A 19,611-nucleotide genomic window follows, 5' to 3' on the forward strand; every position below is an offset into this window, starting at 1 on the left:
TTAAAGCTGTCTAGACCAGTGACGCTGTTCTACAAGGTTATTCAAGTAATCTTTTAAGTCTGTACCGACTAAGACGATACCTGGCTGCCCTTCTTTAACAGCAGTCTGTGCCAGTAAAGGTTGGACTTTCTGTGTATAACCGATTGTTTTGTAGTGACGGTTTGCTGCCTCAATTGCATCTTTAGCTGGGGGTGCAAGGGGTTCTGCAGCATCGGCAACTAAAATACCATCGAATAATGTAGAGTGCACTGTGTCATATGTTTCAGTCACTTTCAGATTACCGAGCTTCATTGCGCGGTCAGCTACTAATTTATAGTTCACTTTATTCGCTGCCAGTTCTTTGACATAGCTTTCTAACTGCTTAGCATCAGAATCAGCTGTCACATATACGGCTACTGATAAAGTGTCCAGCTTCTTAATCGTCTCTAATGTGCTAAGGGCTTTAGATACTTTTGTTTCTTTGGATTCTTCATCACCGGTCGGTACTTCTGCACCTACACGTAATGCAACCTCTTCCGCCAGCTTCTTATCTACTTTGTTTAAGTTATTGACTGCATTCTGTTTAACGAAGTCTAACTTACATTTACCGATTTCAAAGCTGAACGCATCTGTTAAATGCTGACGTTCCGGCTCAGATAAGCTGTTTAGGAACATTTTAGCTTGAGAGTAGTGGTCAACGAAGCTTTCGCTGCGAGCGCGCACTTTATGAGCATCGATGCGTTCGTAGTAATGCTCGTATCCACCCTCTTCAGCTGGCGTTGTATGAGGGTTATTGTTATTGATCCCATTATTATGATAACTTGTCATCCCTTTATGGATCTGATGCTGGTGTAAACCATCACGCTGATTGTTGGCGAATGGACAGATTGGCGCATTGATCGGAATCTGATGGAAGTTCGGGCCACCGAGACGTAAGAGCTGCGTATCTGTATAAGAGAACAGACGGCCCTGTAATAACGGGTCGTTACTGAAATCAATACCTGGTACCACATGAGCTGGACTGAACATCACTTGCTCTGTTTCAGCGAAGACGTTATCAACGTTACGGTTTAAAGTTAACCTACCGACGATTTGAACAGGTACGTCTTCTTCCGGCCATACTTTTGTCGGATCCAGAATATCGAAATCGAATTTAAACTCATCTTCCTCTGCAATCAGCTGCAGACCCAGTTCCCATTCAGGATAGTCGCCTTTCTCGATCGCTTCATACAAGTCTTCACGGTTGAAGTCGATATTTTTACCCGCTATAATCTGTGCTTCATCCCAGACTAATGAATGAGTCCCGAGAAGAGGTTTCCAGTGAAATTTAACGAAGTGTGATTGACCTTCTTTGTTGATCAGACGGAATGTATTGACGCCAAAACCTTCCATCGTGCGGAAGCTCTTAGGGATACCGCGGTCACTCATTGTCCACATCGTCATATGGGTAGACTCTGGATTCTGCGCAAAGAAATCCCAGAATGTATCGTGTGCTGTTCCTGCCTGAGGAATCTCGTTATGAGGCTCCGGTTTGATGGCATGAACCAGATCCGGGAATTTAATGGCATCCTGAATAAAGAAGACAGGAATATTGTTACCGACTAAGTCGTAGTTCCCTTCTTCAGTATAGAACTTCGTTGCAAACCCACGCGCATCACGGACAGTCTCCGGAGAACCTTTAGAGCCTGCAACAGTTGAGAAACGAACGAAAACAGGTGTTTTCTTAGAAGTATCATTTAAGAATTTTGCTTTTGTATACTTTTCCTGCGATTCATATAACTCAAATTCACCGTGCGCCCCGTAACCACGTGCATGGACAATTCTTTCAGGGATGCGTTCGTGGTCGAAGTGGGTCATTTTTTCTCTGAAATGAAAATCTTCAAGTAAAGAAGGCCCACGTTCACCTGCTTTTAAAGTAAATTCATCTTCAGCCATTTTAAGCCCTTGATTGGTAGTGAGCGCTGCTTCTTGAGTCGTATCAACTGTATAGTTTTGTAACTGCTTGTCTTTTTCACTAGCCATTCTCATATTTCCCCCTCATACTAATTAATGTACTTGTTTTATTTACCCGTCTAAATAGGACAGAAACATTTAAAATACATGTTGGTTTTTTTCTTGATTTTGAGTCTTTTACTCGAAATTCTGATATATCGTGTTATAATGAAATAAATAAATACCTACGACACCTGTCGAAGGGGAGTAACTCAAGGAATATATTTCCTGGTATAATCTCGTCATTACGAAAGCCTGCTTTCCGGGATTATAGAACTTATTGTTCAGTGAGACCTTTGCCAATGAATTTGGCATGGGTCTTTTTATTTGGCAAAATTATAATGAAGGAGGTTTCTTTAATGGATCCAAGTATTTTATTGTCCTATCTCTGGGTATTAGTTGTCCTGATTGTCTTGGAAGGCTTGCTCGCTGCTGATAATGCGATTGTTATGGCGGTGATGGTCAAGCATCTGAAACCCGAAGATCAGAAAAAAGCTTTATTCTATGGTTTAATCGGTGCTTTTATTTTCCGTATGGTGTCACTTTTCATGATTTCTATTCTCGCGAAATACTGGGAGATACAAGCAATTGGCGCGGCCTATCTGATTTTCATGTCAGTCAAAAATCTCATCGACTACTTCAAACATAAAGATCATCCTAATGATCCGGCTGTGCCTGATGTCGTCGAAGAACAATCGGAAGATACGAAAGGCAGCGGCTTCTGGATGACTGTCTTAAAAGTCGAATTCGCTGATATTGCTTTTGCGATTGATTCCATGCTTGCGGCTATTGCTATCGCCTTGACTTTACCTCATGTCGGCCCTGACTTTATGGGGCTGAATGCCGGACAGTTCACCGTGATGTTTGCCGGTGGTATGATTGGTGTTATTCTGATGCGTTTCGCAGCTAATTACTTTGTAGCGATCTTAGCTAAATACCCGTCGCTTGAGGCAGCCGCATTCGCCATCGTCGGTTGGGTCGGTATTAAACTGGTCGTGCTGGTCTTAGCGCATGAAAAAATCCATGTATTGCCGCATGACTTTCCTCATTCATGGCAGTGGCAGTTGATTTTCTGGACTGTTCTGATCGGTATCGCTTTAGGTGGTTTCCTGCTCGGAAAATTCAAAGAAAAAAGAGCTTCACATTAAGTAAAAAGCAGCATTCGTGAGAATGCTGCTTTTTACTTATACATCTTACACGGACGTCTCATGTATAATAAGCGTAAACACATGAGAAAGGAAGGTGTCTATGCTTATTTTTTCTAAGATTAAATTATTGCTGATTACCACACTCGATGAAATGCTAAAAGATGTGACCATTGAAGACATCACTACAACTTCTATCGTACAGAAATCCGGTATCACCCGCTCTACTTTTTACACACACTACAAGGACAAATATGCCTTATTTGAAGATCTGGTCTTATATATCTATTCTGAGATTATCAATAATCTGCGCTTTAAAGCTGAATTCAGTTCTAACCAGGAACTTTTAGAACAATTTAAAGACAACTATGTGCGTACCCTTCATCAACTTTATGGTCACAGACATATCTTCGCCCAGATTCCTGCTAGAAGCCGCCTGACGGTTATTAGAAGCGGAATCGATTTCTCAAAAGAGCATTTTCTGGATCAGTTTAAGAAAATGAACTTTGATAGCCCTCTTACCACTGAATATGCTGTGAACTTCTTCTTATCCGGTCTATTTCTTACATATGAGCTCTGGATCAATAATCAGTTTGATCTTCCGATCGATGAACTGAGTGACCAACTGACTCAGCTGACAGCCGTGCAGTTTAATCTCTGTGATTAAACTGCTGTTTTTTTATGGCTTGCTTTAATACCGTTTCACCCAGGAATGTTAAGGTGAGAGGTTCCCCTTCTTTTATTAACTTTTCTTCTTTTAATCTGGTGTAAGCTGCGTTAAATTCATCCTCCGTTAGATCAGCCAGGGTATGGACAGTCAGATTCTTAAGCTGCTGATAGGAAAAAGGTTCGCGGTGATGCAAGTGGATAGTGTGTAATAAATAGTTCGTATTCATCGCTCTCACTCCTTTACTACTTCATTAGTTATACCCTAAGTAAACAATGAATTTAAAAATTTGATGAAAAAATCCAGTTAACACTTAACAATAAATCCCTTTTATATTACAATATCATTACATATTGATTAAAAGAGGATTTCCAAATGACTTCTATGAAAAAAGAAACACATTACTTACCTGGCTTAGATGGTTTAAGGGCTATTGCGGTGATGGCCATCATCATCTTCCACTTAAATCCTAAATTTCTGCCAGGCGGCTTTCTCGGCGTTGATACCTTCTTCATTATTTCGGGTTACTTGATCACCATGATCCTGCTTAAGGAATATCGTGAAACGGGTTCTATCAATCTCTTTAAATTCTATACAAAGAGGATTAAACGGCTGTTTCCTGCTATCTTATTTCTGCTGGTTACATTGTTTGCTTACTGTCTGTTATTTGAACAGTCTATTCTTCACCAGCTGAAAAAAGATATCATCGCTGCCTTTTTTTATGTTTCTAACTGGTGGTATATCTATGATAAAGTAGACTACTTCCAGGCGCTTGAGCCAAGACCGCTTCAGCATCTCTGGTCGCTAGCTATAGAAGAGCAGTTCTATATTTTCTTTCCCCTTATCTTACTGCTCTTCCTGAAGAAGTTTTCTCGTCGGACAGCAATGATTGCTTTCACCGTTGTGGCTATTATTTCAGCTATCTGGATGGCCATCCTTTATCAACCAGGCATGCAGGTTTCACGGCTGTATTTCGGTACAGATACCCGCCTACAGACGATGCTGCTCGGTGTTCTACTCGCCTTCTTCTGGCCTGCCTTCCGCCTGAAACGTGAAGTGCCTCCTGCCATGCGATTGACCATCAGCGCCATCGGACTGATTAATTTTGTCATCCTGCTGATCAGTTTTACCCAGATTACTGAAGCGACCGGCTTCCTATATAACGGCGGCTTCTTTATTCTCGGCTTGATCACCATCTCAACCATTGCTTCATCTGTCCATCCAGGCAGCATGCTTAAGCAGCTGCTCAGTTTGCCGTTCCTGACTTATATCGGGCGGCTGTCATACAGTCTGTATCTGTGGCATTTCCCTGTTATCGTCATGGTGGAGCACCATTTCGTTAAAGGGCAAGCCCCGTTTTATGCGTATATCATCGAGATCACACTGACTCTTCTGTTTGCCTGGTTCAGCTATGAGTTTATCGAGACCCCCTTCAGACGTGAAGGCTTCAGTTACTTCAAACCTAGTCGTCTGAAAACAAGATGGCCCGTCGTTCTGATGTTACTGGCTCTCGTCGGATTCTCAGGTTACTCGTTTGTTCAGACAGACACAGCTGAAGCCCCTAAAGTGTATACGACTCAGACGATGGGCAGTGTGACATCACCGAAACTCCTCGGTCCAGTCAGCTGGACTGACGAAGATAATAGCGGCAATGACACTCAGTATGAAGCGAAACAATATATTTCACCGCTCTTTATCGGCGATTCAGTGCTTGTTGATATCAATCAGCAGTTAAAAGAGATCTATCCGAATGCGACAATAGACGGGGAAATCGGACGGAGTATTTATAAGGCGATTCCGCTTGCCGATCAATACAGTTATCTGAATAAAAAAGACCAGATTGTGGTTTTAGGCATCGGTACAAATGGTGATTTCGAAGAGGTTCAGCTCGAAACTCTACTGGCTAAATTCGATAAAGCAAAAGTTTACCTTGTCACGGCGCGCGTGCCGCTTTCCTATGAATCTCATGTCAATGAGCTGATGAAAGAAGCAGCTGAAAAACACAAGAATGTTCAAGTCATCGACTGGTATGCAGTCTCCAGTAACCATACCGAGTACTTCGCGCCGGACGGTATCCACCTTGAATATCCAGGTATCCAGGCGATGATCAAATTATTTAACGATTCTATTAAATAGCATATTATTTGAAAGTTTTATCCAAAACCTATAAGCTTACAGTATAATAAGCGGAGGTGTTCAAATGAGTGAACAAATTTCAACTGAAGAAAAACGTCAGCGTCTATCCGATTTACTGAAAAAGAATGATATTGCGATGTTAACAACGATTTCTGACAACAAATTAATCGCTCGTCCAATGGCTTATAAACATCTGGAAGATGATGCAGATCTATGGTTCTTCACTCTGAAAGATACGGATAAAGCAGATGAGATCCAGAAAGATAACCGCGTCAATGTCTCATTTTCCAAAGAAGGTTATGCTTCTATTTCAGGTACTATCCACATTGTAGAAGATGACGCGAAGAAAAAAGAATTATGGAGTAAGCCGATGGAATCTTTTCTTCATACAAGCTATGATGACCCTAATGTCATCTTGCTAAAAGTAGAAGCTGAATCAGCTGAATACTGGAGTACAGATCAGACTGTCAAGACCGTCTTCGATGGTTTCAAACGCCTTATTCAAGGTGACCAGAAAGATAATGACGAAAGCATGAATGATACAGTGGAACTATAAAAAGAGCCTTCGGGCTCTTTTTTTATAGCTTTAAGTTCCGGCCTTTCCATTCCACCTTCTTAAAGATGAACGTATGGATGAAAGATTGAGTGAAGACATAGAGAAAATAAATAAAGGCTAAGCTTGAAAATAGCGCTGTCACCAAACTGAAACGCCCGACACGTCTACTTAAAATATAGAAATGCAGACTGTAAAGAATATACATCATTATACTGAATGGCTCAGGTGACAGGATGAGGAGACTCAAACTGAGGAGACTGCCCAGCATCCACAAAATAATAAGCAGCATGATCCACGGTTTAGTTGCGGCTGCCCCAGAGGCGAAATGCTTTGCCCAGCCTTTAGTCATCGCCTGGAAATGAGAGTACATCCGAAAACTGATGGTCCCTTTGCCGAGTAGCGCTGTTACAGGCAGCTGGTGCTGAGCGAACTGAGCCGCAAGACCGAAGCCTTCAATCAGCTGGCCGCGAGCACCGTAGTGCCCTCCCGTCTCAAAATAATGTGCGCTTGAAGTCAGAACAACCGGCCCGAATGCAGCGGGCGTACTGCTGGAGACCGCTGAAAAGCTGTTCTGTCCGACGACTGTCAGGATATTAAACCAGACTGAGAGCTCTTCATAAGGCTTTTTTGTGATGTGATAAGGTTGAACCGTCATAAGACCGCCGTTATAACACGTCAGTAGATTTCTAAGCGACTGCGAGTGATTCAGTATAACATCCGCATCTAAAAACAACAGATAATCCGACTGTGCATGTTCAGCACCGAAGTAACAGGCTGCAGATTTACCCTGCCAGTCTGTTCTTTTCGGCGGCGTGAGAACCGTCGCCCCTAACTGCCTCGCGATAGCAGCTGTCTCGTCAGTAGACCCGTCATCGATAACCAGACATTGGTGAGGAAGATCCTGCTGCTTTAGAGAAGTGAGCAGATGAGGTAGATTATGCGCTTCATTACGTGCCGGAATAATAACAGTGACCGAGCCTGCTTCTGATGGCCCGCTCTTAACGTAAGGCTTTTTATAGAAGACAAAGCTTCCGGCGCACATCGTGAGCAGTACTAAAAGGCCTGCGATCATCATTCAGACTCTCTATCCGCAATCATCTGCCCGACCTGCTGACCACTTAATGTGACCATCGGCATGCCGCCACCTGGATTCACTGTCCCACCGACAAAATAAAGATTATCAAAATAGGCACTTTTTTTCGGATGTTTAAAGCCTTTGTTCTTCTTCTTATCAGAAACCGTGCCATATATGGCGCCCCGGTCAGAGCCATAGGTGGCTTCGATATCATCCGGCATCCAGAAATCCTCTGTTACGATGTGCTGTCTTAAATCGGTCAGTCCCATCCGTTCAAGCTTAATCAAGACCCGTTCTCTCAGTTGGCGGTACTCCGCTTCAGTGAAAGGCTTCTCCTGCTTAAAAGGCACATGGGGTAGAATCTTGATGTTCTCATGTCCTGCTGGTGCCTGACTTGGATCCGTCTTGTTCGTATTGACCAGATAGATGGTCGGGTCATCCGGCAGAACCCGGTCATGAAAGACTTGCTGGTAGTTCTTCTTTGGGTCACGAGAGAAAAAGAAATTATGATGTGCAAGCTGCGGATAACTTCTGTCAACACCGATATGCATGACAATACCTGAAGCAGCCGGCTCAAACTTTTCCTTCTCTTTCTTGATGACGGGCGGCTTCTTCAGCATTTTCTCGTAGAACGGGATGACTTCCATGTTGGAGACAAAATAATCGGCACGAATTGTCTCGCCTGCTGATGTCGTGACGCTGACGATACGCCCTTTCTCAACTTCTGCGGCATTGATACGGATACCTGTATGAAACTTGACACCGATCTCTTTGCCCAGCTTGACGATTGCATCCGCAATCTGATGCATACCGCCTGGGACATACCAGGCACCTTGCTCATGCTGCATATGAATCATCATGTTGAGTACCGCAGGCGCGTCATAAGAAGACGAACCGACATATTTAATGAAGTAACCCAGCAAGGTTCTGAACTCTGCGTTTTTAACACGTTTATCGATGCCTTCCTGCATAGTATGGAAATAATCAAAGCCTCGCAGTGCTTCAAGAGGTCCATGATGCTTGATCAGCGGCCATGTGGAATCCAGTCCCTTGTCAAAATAGCTTTCGACCGTCAGATCATGTATTTTTCCGGCATACTTCAGAAATCGTTGATAGTCTTCAATGTCTCTATTACTCAGATGCTGATTGTCTTTCTTCATCTTCTGCAGATCACCGTAAAGGTTATAGACATGGCCGCTTTCAAAAAAACCGCGCCATTCCAGCTCTAACCGAGTGATCTGCAGATAATCCTCCATCCGTCTACCGCTTCGTTCGAATAGACGTCGAAAAATATACGGCATCGTTAAAATAGAAGGCCCTAAATCAAAGCCGAAACCTTCCTGTTCGAGGCGGTTGAGCTTTCCCCCTAAATGCTGATTGGCTTCATACAAAGAAACATCAAATCCTTGCTGTCTAAGCGTAACAGCTGCTGAAAGACCGCCGAGTCCGCCACCGATAACGACAACATGCTTCATACTTCCTCCTCCTTTAAATAGCGACTGACCTGCTGACTGATACGATTTTTGTTCATAAGACTGACTTTATGGCGCTGAGTCAGGCAGTTATAATGATTCTTTCTGACTTCCTCCAGTATTTCTGCATAGATCATCGCGGCGATGAGCAGCGGTTTGCGGCAGGGTCTTTTATAAGTAGTGATCAACGGATAAAACGCTGCATATCTCGCCTCGGCATCTGCTGCCAGTGTTTCCCACAGCTCAATGAAGGCAGGCGTTATTTCATGCCGCTGCAACTGTTCTGGCGTGTAGCCGTACTGCTGCATCAATTCAGCCGGCATATAGATACGCTGATGTTGCCGGTAATCTTCACCAATGTCCCGGAGTATATTAGTCAGTTGCATAGCGATCCCAAGGCTGTCTGCTGCCTCTCTGCCTTCTGGTGTATCTTCCCCCGCTAAAATCGGGTATAACAGCTCGCCGACCGAGCCTGCTACATGGGAGCTATAAATATAGAGTTCTGAAAGCGTTCTAGGTTGCTTGAATGCTATATCCATCTGCTGGCCGGTCACTTGTTTACGTAACATAGCGACGTCCAGCGGGAAGCGCTCTCTGACATCAGCGAGCGCCCGCCACATCGCACTGTTCTGAGGCCGCCCTTCTTCAAAACAGTCTATATCTTCCATCAGCTTCTTCAGCGCGGCTTTTTTCTCTTCGGCCGAGCCCGGCCGGTCAATCAGATCGTCTGCTGTCCGGCAGAAAGTATAGATAGCATAGACTGCATTCGCCTCTTCACGTGGCAATGTACTGAATCCATAATAAAATGATTTGGAATGATGCTTGATAATCTGCCGGCAGTATTCATAATCCTGTTCAATAGTCATACAGTATCTCCTTTACTGGCTGTCATCTAAGATCAGTTCATCTGTTGCGATTTTGGAGGAGAGTAGAACGATAGGCACACCTGCACCCGGATGCGTGCTGCTGCCTGTAAAGTAAAGATTTTCGCAATGCGCTGCCTTACTCTGCGGCCGTAGATGATTGCTCTGCAGAAGGGTCGGCTGCAGCCCGAAGGTTGCGCCGTTATAGGCATTGAAGCTTTTCTTGAATGCTTCCGGTGTGATATAGGTTTCAGTGACAATTTCCTCTCTTATATGTGCCATACCTGGCAGCTGCTCTACTTTCGCTAACGCTTTGTCACGGTAATAGGCGATTGTTTCTTGATTCCATTCGTACTGAGCAACAGATAGCTCCGAGATCGGCATCAAAATATAGAGTCCGTCTTTACCTGCCGGTGCCATAGTCGGCTCTTTCTTGGAAGCGATATACATATAGACAGAAGGGTCCGTTAACATTCGACCATCGAAAATCTGTTTAATGTTCTCATCCAGATCATCCGAGAAAATAAAATTATGCATATTCTCTACTTCATCATATTTTTTCTCCATACCGAGATACAGGACAAAACATGAGCACGAGTAAGCCATCTTGTCGATATAATCATCCGTATACTTTCCTTTCGCCGCTATATCCTTGACCAGTTCTTTTTTCGCGTAAGGGAAATCCGCATTGCACATGACGTAATCCGCATAGATCATCCCATTTGCTGTGCGGATGCCTGTTGCTCTGCCGGATCGAATCATGATTTCTTCCACCGGTGTATTCAAATGGATTGTGCCGCCGAGCTCCTCAAAAAGCTGAGCCATCGCACTGGCCATCCGATGCATACCCCCTTCTATGAACCAGATGCCGTAGAGGAACTCAATCATCGGAATAATCGTGTATAGTGACGGACTTTTAGAAGGTGCGATGCCGATATAGAGGGTCTGGAAACTGATGACATCACGCAGTCTCTTGTCTTTAATATATTTAGCCATGCTGCTCTCAGCATTGCCGAGTGTACGAAGCTTCAGTCCCTGTCTCAATGTCTCAAAGTTATAGAAATCTTTCTGCTGCCGGAAAGGCCGCTGCAGAAAATGATGTTTCGCAATCGTAAAACGCTGATAAAGATCACTGATATATCTCAGAAAACCTGCGGCATCCTGTTCATTCACCCCTTCAAACAACTCCATCAGCTGGACCAGATCGTTTGAGACATCCAGTTTTTCTGTCCCATTGTTGAAATATGCGCTATACATCGGCGTGAGCTTCTGCATCGGAATATAGTCATCTGGATTGCGGCCGGCAAGTTCAAAGATTTCTCTATAGAGTTCAGGCATCATGACAATAGTGGGCCCTAAATCAAATTCATAGCCATCCTGTTTGATGCGGTGCATCTTACCACCGGGCATACTTTCTTTTTCGTATATTTCAACCTCATAACCTGCATGCTGCAGACGGATAGCAGAGGCAAGACCTGCTACGCCTGCCCCAATCACGATTACTTTTTTCATTTGCTTCTCTCCTTCAGATTGCGTTGACGTTGCCAAGATTCAAGTTCAGGGGATAACACATAAGGGACTTGGTGTAATTCATTGATGTTCCTCGCCCCTAATATAAGTGAGATATCAATCATATGTGCCTTAAATGTCTCTATCAACTGAATAGCAGCCTCCAGGCCATTTGTCTCTACTTCTGTTAAAACAGCACGCGATAAACCGGCGGCTTTAGCTCCCAGTACAATGGATTTAATCGCATCAAGCGGCGACTGGATGCCTCCGCTTGCGAGAATCGTCATCTCCTGCTGAAAAGGTTGGCTCTCGAGGAGTGAGACGGATGTGGTCTGCCCCCATTCTGATAAGTAGCTTTGATCTTTCTGGGGTCTACGTTCATTTTCAATATAGATGAAATTAGTCCCCCCTCGTCCGCTGACATCCACGATTTGGACTCCAATTCCACGTAACTGTTCTAGTGTTTCTGCGCTCATGCCAAATCCGACTTCCTTAACAATGACCGGGACATCAACACTGCGGATGATGCCTTCTATATTTGTCAGCCAGTCTGAAAAATCCCGTCCGCCTTCAGGCATCACTACCTCCTGAGGGGCATTGAGATGAATCTGCAGCGCATCTGCAGTGAGCATATCAACTGCGCGCGCCGCAGAACTGAGCGGTACATCTGCACCGATATTAGCAAATACTTTGCCGTGCGGGTTTATTTCTCTGATAATCCGATATGTAGGTATCAATTCCTCATTTTTAAGTGCCGCATGCATCGAACCGACAGCCATCGCAATATCTGTTTCACGTGAAATAATGGCAAGTTTCCTGTTGATTTCACCGGCCCATTTACTGCCACCTGTCATCGCATTGATATAGAGCGGAAAGTTCAGCGTCAGGGAATCAATCTGAGTTTCAAGTGAGATATCAGATCTCTTAATGGCAGGAATCGAGCGATGTACTAATTGAATCCCGTCGAAGCTCGACTGTGTGACAGGATGACTTAAAGCCAGACGAATATGTTCATCTTTTCTTTGTTCACGTGTTGTCATAAAGTCTCCTTTTCTTTCTGGTGATAAGACGCTGCAGTTTCGGCCTGTTGTAGCGTTGGACTATAATAAAAGGCAGGCTGCTGATGAGCGCATAAAAAACATTGATCCTTGCTGCCCATCTGGGGTTCCAGAAGTAAAAGAACGGGCATATTAATAGTGTCAGCCAGTGCGTGAATTCTGCCCGATTGGTTTCGATGCTGAATGTCTGAAGGGCATGTAAGTCGCTAGAAGCAAGCTCACGATGGTTAAAGCTCGCGCTAAATAGAGTTGAACTATCAGGTAATTGATGTTTCCATCTTTTCACTTTAAAGTGACGCTGCCAGAAGCGGCCTTCATCCTCAAAATTCAGGGATTGAAATAACCACCCATAAGAGTGAAATAATGTTCGCGGAACACGCATGATTGTGTAGGATAAGGCTAGTTGAATAAACATCCAAGCTGCTGTATTCCGTAACAATAATCTGAGCAACTTCATCTAAGACTCCTTTCCGTTCTACAGTTATCTTGAATTTTACCATAAAAATCAGAAAGACACTTGTATACTGAATTACTATATTTTCTTGATTTATTCTGTCATGATAAGCATGAAGGAGTGATAAATAATGGACACAAACTTTAATTTTGATAACAGCTATCGTCAGTTACCAGCCGACTTTTATGATTTAGCTGAACTGAACCCTGTGTCAGCGCCAGCAATCCTCATTCTAAATGATAAGCTGGCTGACCGGCTGAATCTCAGTGTAGAAGCATTAACTGACTCAGCAGATGAACTGGCAGGCAATAAAAAGTTCCCCCATTCTGAACCCCTTGCCCAGGCTTATGCCGGACATCAATTCGGTCATTTTACTATGCTCGGTGACGGGCGTGCTGTTCTGCTTGGCGAGCACCTCATGCCTGACGGCTCACGTTATGATATTCAGCTGAAAGGCTCCGGACGCACGGCTTTCTCAAGAATGGGTGATGGGCGTGCACCCCTTGCGCCGATGCTGAGAGAATATTTGATCAGTGAAGCGATGCATGCGTTGGGTATACCGACGACAAGAAGTCTTGCTGTCACAGCAACCGGTGATACAGTCAGAAGAGAGACCGCACAACCAGGCGCTGTCCTTACACGAGTGGCGAGCAGTCATATTCGAGTCGGCACATTTGAATATGCAGTGCGTCAAGGCATCGTCAAGGAGCTGGCTGACTATGCGATTAATCGTCATTACCCTGAACTCGCCACTTCAAGCACAAAATATATCGATTTTCTTTATGCTGTGATTGATCGGCAAGCTGCCTTGATTGCACAGTGGCAGAGCATCGGTTTCATCCATGGTGTGATGAACACCGATAATATGACCATCAGCGGTGAAACAATTGATTACGGCCCATGTGCTTTTATGGACAGCTTTGACCGCGCGACCGTCTTCAGTTCAATTGACCGGCAGGGCCGTTATGCCTACTATAATCAGCCGGGTATAGGGCAATGGAATCTGGCTCGTTTTGCAGAGAGTCTGATTCCGCTCTTCGGACAACAGACTGATGAAGCCATTGAGACAGCTAAAGAAGCACTGACTTACTACGAAACCCAGTTCGATCAATACTGGCTGAATGCGATGGCTGCAAAAATCGGCATCCGGACACCTCAGCCAGAAGACCGTGACCTGATAGGCGAGCTCCTCAGCATTATGGAGGATCTTGAACTGGACTTCACACGGACATTCCGTCAGTTGAGTCTGCAGCAGCCTGTTGATTCTGCGCTGGACGACTGGAAAGTGCGCTGGCAGAAACGGATCACAACAGAAGAAGCGCCTTTTGAACTCATGAAACAAGTGAACCCGGCGATTATCCCGCGCAATCACCTTGTTGAAAAAGCGGTGAACAGTTCAGACTTAACATTCTTTAAAGAACTGCTCACTCAACTTGAAGAGCCCTTCAGTGATGATCATCCTGACTTATATCTCTCTCCTCCTAAAGAGACCGAGCAAGTCTTCCAGACTTACTGCGGCACTTAAAAACAATAGCAGTAAAGCCGCGCGGCTTTACTGCTATCATTGATTTCAGATGATGATTTTTCTGTAATTGTGCAGGTAGTAAGCCATCCAGAAAGGATTCAAATATCATCCTTAGTTTTCTGCTTACAGTTTCTCAATATATTCCTGCAATGTCTTCTTATCTTCACCGGTTATTTCCGGGAACTGCGGATCAATTTCTTTCAATACACTGATCATCACTTCAGAAACGAGACGTCTCGCATGCCATTCGTCATCTGCCGGAAGAATGTACCACGGACTGTGCTCAGTTGAAGTCTGATTCAGCATATCTTCAAATGTTGCCTGATACTCCTCCCAATGTTCGCGTTCTTTGACGTCATTGAATGAAAACTCCCAGTTTTTCTTCGGGTCTTTCATCCGTTCGAGTAAACGCTTGCGCTGTTCGTCTTTCGATATATGGAAGAAGAATTTCACGACATGGAAGCCGTTTTCGTGTAAATACTCTTCGTAGTTGTTGATCTGACGATAACGCACGTCCCAGATCTCTTCTCTCTTTTTATCATCCGGCACCTGTTCTTCACCGAGCAGATCATGGACTCTCGTCACGATGACTTCCTCATAATAAGAGCGGTTCAGAATACCGATTTCACCACGCGTCGGCAGCCCGTCATGTAAACGCCACATATAGTCATGTTTCGCTTCTTCATCAGACGGTTTTTTGAACGATGTGGTCCTCAGACCCTGTGCATTCAAGTTTGAGAATATATAACTGATGACTTCATCTTTACCTGCGGCATCCAGTGCCTGTAACACGACGAGAATGCCTTTCTTCTCTTCCGCATGGAGTTTAAGATGCAGCTCTTTCAGTTCACTGACAAGGGGAGGTATTTCATTTTCCTTGATATCTTCATTATATTTCTTCTTATCTTCACTCGTTGGATAATCTTGTAATTTGATATTTGCCTCTACCGGTACTCTATATGAATCAATGTTCATTCTTATTCCTCCTGTTGCCTACTTATTCCTACATCACATAGTCCTTAAACATGTAAAATAAGAGAAGACATCATTCAAGGAGGGTCCTCGATGCATATATTTGGCGACATTCAAGCGCCGGACGTATTTAAAATCTACGACGCATCACCTGTATTAAAATTAAAGTTCTCTTTCCATGCGCACTGCCGTATTTACTTCTCCCCTGACAGATATAAGGATCTTGAAAATCATCTCTATGTTTTCTATGTGACGGTCAGCAGTCCCCTTAATGATATGGGTATGGCTGTTGATTTCTTTCATATAGAAGATATCTTTACCACTCACATCAAACCTTTTGTCGATCAGCAGTTACTCAATCAGACGCTACCTTCAATGAATATGACCACTGAAAATATCGCCCACTGGCTTTATGAGACATTTGAAGAACATCTGCCTGCCAATACGACTATGGAAACTCTTGAATTATTTGAAACAGCGAATCATAGTGTGCTGCTGATGCAGTACAATAGACCTCAATAAACGGATGCCCTCTGCGCATCCGTTTATTGATTATAAAAGTATGGTTGCGAGTATCGGTACAACGACGACAACAATCACACCAACGAGTACTATGGCAATACTTGCCATAGACGTTTCCACTTCACCCAGTTCCTGTGCTGCTGATACTCCTAGTGAGTGGCCACTCGTGCCGAGCGCAAGACCACGTGCTATTGGGTGATTGATATGGAAAAGTTTCAGCATCTTATTACCGAGTGCATAGATGATGACCGCATTCAGAATGACAGCAAGTGACGTCAGTTCAGGGATACCATTAATACTCTTAGCGACCGGCAAAGCAATGGCTGTTGTCGCTGCCTGCGGTAACATGGACGCGATGATATCAGTATTAAAACCGAATAGTTTGGCGACAATGTAAATAATGAAAAGTGCGCCGGTCGTCCCAAGTGCAATGCCACCCATGATCTGCATCCAGTATTTTTTCAGCACTTCTCTCTTTTTGTAGAGGGGAATAGCAAAACAGATCGTCGCAGGTTCCAGGAAGAAGCCTACAATCTTACCTCCTTCCAGATAGTTGTCGTAACTGATACCCGTTATCTTAAGAAAGAAGATACCGAAGACCATGCCGACAAAGAGCGGCGCGAATAGGAAGAAGCCATTTGTTTTCTTAAACAGATATTGGCCGACCATAAAAGGGACAATCGTTAACAGAATACCGAAGTAAGGTGTATGCACACCGAGTGCCTCCCACATATTAATGCACCTCCATCTCTTTAGGTGCTTGTGTCATGACCGGAGATTTTGTTACCAGTACTTGTGAGAAAATACCAGTTGACACGAGCAGCATCACTGTTGAGATAAAGATCAGACCTAGAATCAGGAATGGGTGTGCACTGATAATACCAAGGGAATTGATAACTGAAATACCCGCAGGTACGAATAAGAGACCGATATGATTAACGAGTGCGCTTCCTACTGTTTCAACTTGAGCAAGCTTGATGATGCCCGTACACAATGCGACAAATAGCAGCACGAGTCCAATCACAGATGCTGGCATCGGAATCGGCATGATACCTTCCAGCACTTTTGAGATAAGTAGAATCAGGGTGATGACTGTGACCTGATGAAAGAATGAATAACTTTTTGTCATGTGAATGACCTCCCGTATATTTTATCTTGAGGTCAGTATAACAAGGATTTACAGCTTATCAGACGTAATCCAGTTGAGATGCAAAAATAACAGGTTGAAATGCAAAAAAACCGGCTTAAATTAAACCGATTTCTTCTTTGAATGCGCGGATATATGAACGACTGACCTGAAGCTTGATATCACCTGTCAGTTTGACTTGATAGGTGTGATTAAACCAGTGTTCTGCGCTGATGATGTGTCTTGTGTTAATGATATTAGAACGATGAATACGCATGAAATAATCAGGTAGTTTCTTCTCGTAATTACTGAGCGGCTCATTAAGTAAATATTCTCTGTCTACTGTCGTAATGTGCAGCTGTCCTTCCTCTACATACAACGCTACAATCTCCTCACATTTCAACACATAGATTTTGTCGTCTGACTGAATGGAAATAGCGGTGATTTGTTGTTTTTCTGTCCGCGCTTTTGCTACTGCCTGCTCAATCCGCAGCGGATCAAATGGCTTCAGCACATAGTCGAGCGCATTCAGCTCAAACGCCTTGACTGCATAGGTGTCATGAGCAGTCGCAAAGATAATATGCGGCGGCCGCTTCATCTTATTGATCTTCTGCGCGAGATCCAGGCCACTTTCATCAATCAGATTAATATCCAGGAATAATAAATCATAGCGTTCTGATAAAAGTGCAGTCAGTGTTTCTTCAACACAATCTGCTTCGTCCACTAAATCAATATCATCCAGCTGTTCGACCAGAAACTTCAGTTCATTTCTTGCGAGCGGTTCATCGTCTACAATCAATATTTTCATCTATTGTTCTCCTTTCAGCGGCAATTCAGAATAGAAACGTGTCCCTGTCACCGCTGTTTCGAATTGCAGTTTAGCTTTCTCACCAAACAATCCGGTAAGCCTTCTGTTCAAGTTTTCCAGTGCACTTCCTGTCCCCGATTCTGAATGAACGAGTGACTGGCCGATCAGTTTTCTTTTATCAGCTGAAATACCAAAGCCATTATCTTTCACTTCAATATAGAGGCAGTGGGTTTTTCTGACCCGCACATCGATATCATTCCCTCTTTTACGGTTGCTGAAGGCATGTTTAATGGCGTTCTCCACTAATATCTGAATGAGAAAGGGTGGCACATATTCCTGCAGGCAGTTGTCATCAACCTCAAAATGAATGTTGAATCGGTCTGGGAATCTAGCCTGCTCAAGCGCAAGATAGGCTTGGACCTGCTGCAATTCTTTCTCGACTGTAATCGTTGGTGTCCTAGCGCCCTGCAGATTAGAACGGAAGAAATGGCTGAGACTCAGCAGCAATTCTCTTGCACGTTCACTATCCACTCTGACCAGTGCTGAAATAGTATTAATCGCATTAAAGAAGAAATGAGGATTGACCTGTGCCTGAAGTGATTTAATCTCTGCTTCTTTCAACAACTTACTCTGCAGTTCAGCCCGACCAAGTTCAATCTGACTGGAGAAGATATTACCGAGCCCTTCTGCCAGCTGTCGTTCGACATAAGTCATTTTGCGATTATCTGTAAAATAGAACTTAAGCGTCCCAGCAATCTGGTTTTCAGCATAAAGCGGAATGACAATCGCCCCGTCCAGCGGACAATTCGGATGTGTGCAGCCGATGCCTTCTTTAGAGTGCGCTTCTTTTACTTCGCCTAATCTGATGACATCTTTTGAGAGATCCGTAATAATTTTTTTCTGAGGCACATGGTGATCACTCCCTGCTCCGACATGCGCCAGAATATCTGTCGTATTGGTGATGGAGACAGCAGAGAGTTTGAGCAAATCTTTAATAATGGATGCCGCTTCTGTTGCTGACTCCTGGGTAAGACCTGCTCTGAAATAAGGCAGTGTCTGATTCGCCACCGCCAGTACGTCATGCGTCTGTACAGCACGCATACGTTCCTCCTGCTGCAGTGTCGAGAGAATGATGGATAAGAAAATAGCAGAACCCAGACTGTTAATCGAAATCATCGGCAGCGCGATAAACTGTACGAGTTCAACCGATGCACCTTTATCCGGTGAAAACAGGATAATACATAACATTTGAATCATCTCAAGCACGGCGCCGATGATGATACCCTGAATAATAGTGGGATAACGGTTCTCCCGGAGTGATCTGTAACCGACATAACCTGCGATAATCCCTACGACTACTGAAGAAATAATATAAGTATAAGCAGCTTCTCCACCCATGAAATAACGGGATAGGCCGGATATCACACCGACCCCGATGCCGACATAGGGACCGCCGACCAGTCCGGCAACACTGATGATCAAGATACGGGTATTGGCAAGCGACGTGTCATCTGAAAGTTTATAGAAAATTTCACTTGAAATAATTTGGTTATTCTTAATCTCTACACCTGTAAAATTAGAGATGACAGCAAAAAGACCGAAGATAAGCAGCAGCTGAAGCTGCGTTGACCCTCTTTCCCTCTTTGTCATGACTTTTTTGAAATAAGGCACATTCATCAGCAGATAGGCGATGAGAATAATCAGACCGACACGTTCCAGAAGTAATATGAAAAGACTCAGCATAGCAAATCC

19 protein-coding genes are annotated in these 19,611 nt (G+C 44.0%); 6 read left to right on the forward strand and 13 right to left on the reverse strand.

Translation table 11 applies throughout. From position 1 onward, the window contains the following. A complete protein-coding gene (locus tag ERX55_RS06375; RefSeq protein WP_133451733.1) occupies positions 1–2,001 on the reverse strand; it encodes a catalase in 2,001 nt (666 codons plus the stop codon). Between the two features lie 329 nt (positions 2,002–2,330). Between ERX55_RS06375 and ERX55_RS06380 the strand changes: the two genes are divergently transcribed. Continuing rightward, the gene (locus ERX55_RS06380; protein WP_133451734.1) at positions 2,331–3,119 is read left to right on the forward strand and encodes a TerC family protein; all 789 of its coding nucleotides are present in this window, start codon (positions 2,331–2,333) and stop codon (positions 3,117–3,119) included. A 100-nt stretch (positions 3,120–3,219) separates the two neighbouring features. Then, positions 3,220–3,783, forward strand: coding sequence for a TetR/AcrR family transcriptional regulator (locus ERX55_RS06385; protein WP_133451735.1), 564 nt, complete (start codon positions 3,220–3,222; stop codon positions 3,781–3,783). On the opposite strand, the gene ERX55_RS06390 is transcribed toward ERX55_RS06385, so the two are convergent. Beyond that, positions 3,767–4,012 carry a hypothetical protein gene (locus ERX55_RS06390; RefSeq protein WP_133451736.1) on the reverse strand — a complete coding sequence of 82 codons (246 nt, stop codon included), beginning with the start codon at positions 4,010–4,012 and terminating at the stop codon, positions 3,767–3,769. The two genes, ERX55_RS06385 and ERX55_RS06390, sit on opposite strands and share 17 nt — an antisense overlap. A 146-nt stretch (positions 4,013–4,158) precedes the next feature. On the opposite strand from ERX55_RS06390, the gene ERX55_RS06395 reads away from it, so the two are divergent. Continuing rightward, the gene (locus ERX55_RS06395; protein WP_133451737.1) at positions 4,159–5,919 is read left to right on the forward strand and encodes an acyltransferase family protein; all 1,761 of its coding nucleotides are present in this window, start codon (positions 4,159–4,161) and stop codon (positions 5,917–5,919) included. 64 nt (positions 5,920–5,983) lie between these two features. Continuing rightward, on the forward strand, positions 5,984–6,475 hold the full coding sequence (locus tag ERX55_RS06400) for a pyridoxamine 5'-phosphate oxidase family protein (RefSeq protein ID WP_133451738.1): 492 nt from the start codon (positions 5,984–5,986) through the stop codon (positions 6,473–6,475). Positions 6,476–6,497: 22 nt separating this feature from the next. On the opposite strand, the gene ERX55_RS06405 is transcribed toward ERX55_RS06400, so the two are convergent. Genes ERX55_RS06405 through ERX55_RS06430 form a run of 6 tightly spaced genes read right to left on the reverse strand, consistent with a single transcriptional unit; the run spans position 6,498 to position 12,909 of the window. Beyond that, entirely contained in the window at positions 6,498–7,550 is a 1,053-nt protein-coding gene (locus ERX55_RS06405) for a glycosyltransferase family 2 protein (protein WP_133451739.1), read from the reverse strand. Beyond that, positions 7,547–9,025, reverse strand: coding sequence for a phytoene desaturase family protein (locus tag ERX55_RS06410; protein ID WP_133451740.1), 1,479 nt, complete (start codon positions 9,023–9,025; stop codon positions 7,547–7,549). Before ERX55_RS06410 ends, ERX55_RS06405 begins: the two co-directional genes overlap by 4 nt. Beyond that, positions 9,022–9,888 (reverse strand): phytoene/squalene synthase family protein, encoded by an 867-nt coding sequence (locus tag ERX55_RS06415; protein WP_133451741.1) that lies wholly within the window; start codon positions 9,886–9,888, stop codon positions 9,022–9,024. Before ERX55_RS06415 ends, ERX55_RS06410 begins: the two co-directional genes overlap by 4 nt. Positions 9,889–9,900: 12 nt before the next feature. After that, a complete protein-coding gene (locus ERX55_RS06420; protein ID WP_133451742.1) occupies positions 9,901–11,397 on the reverse strand; it encodes a phytoene desaturase family protein in 1,497 nt (498 codons plus the stop codon). Beyond that, positions 11,394–12,434 carry a type 2 isopentenyl-diphosphate Delta-isomerase gene (fni, locus tag ERX55_RS06425; RefSeq protein WP_133451743.1) on the reverse strand — a complete coding sequence of 347 codons (1,041 nt, stop codon included), beginning with the start codon at positions 12,432–12,434 and terminating at the stop codon, positions 11,394–11,396. The genes ERX55_RS06420 and fni overlap by 4 nt, the downstream gene beginning before the upstream one ends. Further along, complete coding sequence (locus ERX55_RS06430; RefSeq protein WP_133451744.1) at positions 12,421–12,909, reverse strand: glycosyl-4,4'-diaponeurosporenoate acyltransferase CrtO family protein; 489 nt, start codon at positions 12,907–12,909, stop codon at positions 12,421–12,423. Before ERX55_RS06430 ends, fni begins: the two co-directional genes overlap by 14 nt. A 127-nt stretch (positions 12,910–13,036) precedes the next feature. Between ERX55_RS06430 and ERX55_RS06435 the strand changes: the two genes are divergently transcribed. Further along, complete coding sequence (locus ERX55_RS06435) at positions 13,037–14,431, forward strand: protein adenylyltransferase SelO (RefSeq protein WP_133451745.1); 1,395 nt, start codon at positions 13,037–13,039, stop codon at positions 14,429–14,431. A gap of 123 nt (positions 14,432–14,554) precedes the next feature. Here the strand turns inward: ERX55_RS06435 and ERX55_RS06440 are convergent, their stop codons facing one another. Next, complete coding sequence (locus ERX55_RS06440) at positions 14,555–15,406, reverse strand: PPK2 family polyphosphate kinase (protein WP_133451746.1); 852 nt, start codon at positions 15,404–15,406, stop codon at positions 14,555–14,557. A 90-nt stretch (positions 15,407–15,496) separates the two neighbouring features. On the opposite strand from ERX55_RS06440, the gene ERX55_RS06445 reads away from it, so the two are divergent. Continuing rightward, the gene (locus ERX55_RS06445; RefSeq protein WP_133451747.1) at positions 15,497–15,925 is read left to right on the forward strand and encodes a 6-pyruvoyl trahydropterin synthase family protein; all 429 of its coding nucleotides are present in this window, start codon (positions 15,497–15,499) and stop codon (positions 15,923–15,925) included. Positions 15,926–15,955: 30 nt separating this feature from the next. Here the strand turns inward: ERX55_RS06445 and lrgB are convergent, their stop codons facing one another. The 4 genes from lrgB to ERX55_RS06465 all read right to left on the reverse strand — a co-directional run bounded on the left by lrgB (position 15,956) and on the right by ERX55_RS06465 (position 19,602). Then, positions 15,956–16,657, reverse strand: coding sequence for an antiholin-like protein LrgB (lrgB, locus tag ERX55_RS06450; RefSeq protein WP_133451748.1), 702 nt, complete (start codon positions 16,655–16,657; stop codon positions 15,956–15,958). 1 nt (position 16,658) lies between these two features. Beyond that, positions 16,659–17,054 carry an antiholin-like murein hydrolase modulator LrgA gene (lrgA, locus tag ERX55_RS06455; RefSeq protein ID WP_133451749.1) on the reverse strand — a complete coding sequence of 132 codons (396 nt, stop codon included), beginning with the start codon at positions 17,052–17,054 and terminating at the stop codon, positions 16,659–16,661. A 115-nt stretch (positions 17,055–17,169) separates the two neighbouring features. After that, positions 17,170–17,859, reverse strand: a complete 690-nt coding sequence (locus tag ERX55_RS06460; protein ID WP_133451750.1) for a LytTR family transcriptional regulator DNA-binding domain-containing protein — start codon at positions 17,857–17,859, stop codon at positions 17,170–17,172. Beyond that, positions 17,860–19,602 carry a sensor histidine kinase gene (locus ERX55_RS06465; RefSeq protein WP_133451751.1) on the reverse strand — a complete coding sequence of 581 codons (1,743 nt, stop codon included), beginning with the start codon at positions 19,600–19,602 and terminating at the stop codon, positions 17,860–17,862. Between the last annotated feature and the right edge of the window lie 9 nt (positions 19,603–19,611).

Source organism: Macrococcus bovicus, from assembly GCF_004359575.1.
In the GTDB taxonomy this organism is placed as follows: domain Bacteria; phylum Bacillota; class Bacilli; order Staphylococcales; family Staphylococcaceae; genus Macrococcus; species Macrococcus bovicus.